Origin of the sequence: Acinetobacter sp. VT 511 (assembly GCF_001077515.1) — a bacterium.
Lineage (GTDB): Bacteria > Pseudomonadota > Gammaproteobacteria > Pseudomonadales > Moraxellaceae > Acinetobacter > Acinetobacter schindleri.
In genome coordinates this window covers 1-386 of the sequence record NZ_LFRE01000012.1, presented here as the reverse complement: position 1 = coordinate 386, position 386 = coordinate 1, and the positions used below count along the sequence as shown (strand labels likewise).

The window sequence follows — 386 nt, the reverse complement described above, 5'->3', positions numbered from 1 at the left end:
TTGATGCAATTAATGCCTTGCGGACTTCTAAAGGTTCTTTGGTTCTGGTGATTGATGAGTTTGGTCATGTACAGTGTCTGATTTCACCACTAGATGTATTTGAAGCGATTGCAGGGGAATTCCCGGATGCAGACGAACAGCTGGATTTAGTTCGTGTGGATGATACGCATTGGATTGCTGCAGGCATGCTGGATTTGTATCAGCTGGAACTAGAGCTAGGTATGCTGGATCTAATTGAAGAAGATGCTGGTTATATCAGTGTTGCAGTTCTTATTCTGGATAAAGCCAATGGTCATGTAGAAGTTGGTACATCATTTGAGCATCAACAGGTTTCTTTCCAAGTGACTGAAATGGAAAACAATCGTATTAAGTCTGTGTATATCCAT

At 41.2% G+C, this 386-nt stretch carries 1 protein-coding gene; it reads left to right on the top strand.

Going from position 1 to position 386, the window contains the following annotated elements; all coding sequences use genetic code 11:
* On the top strand, positions 1-386 hold a 386-nt coding region (locus tag ACS72_RS00250; protein WP_048880856.1), incomplete at both ends, for a transporter associated domain-containing protein.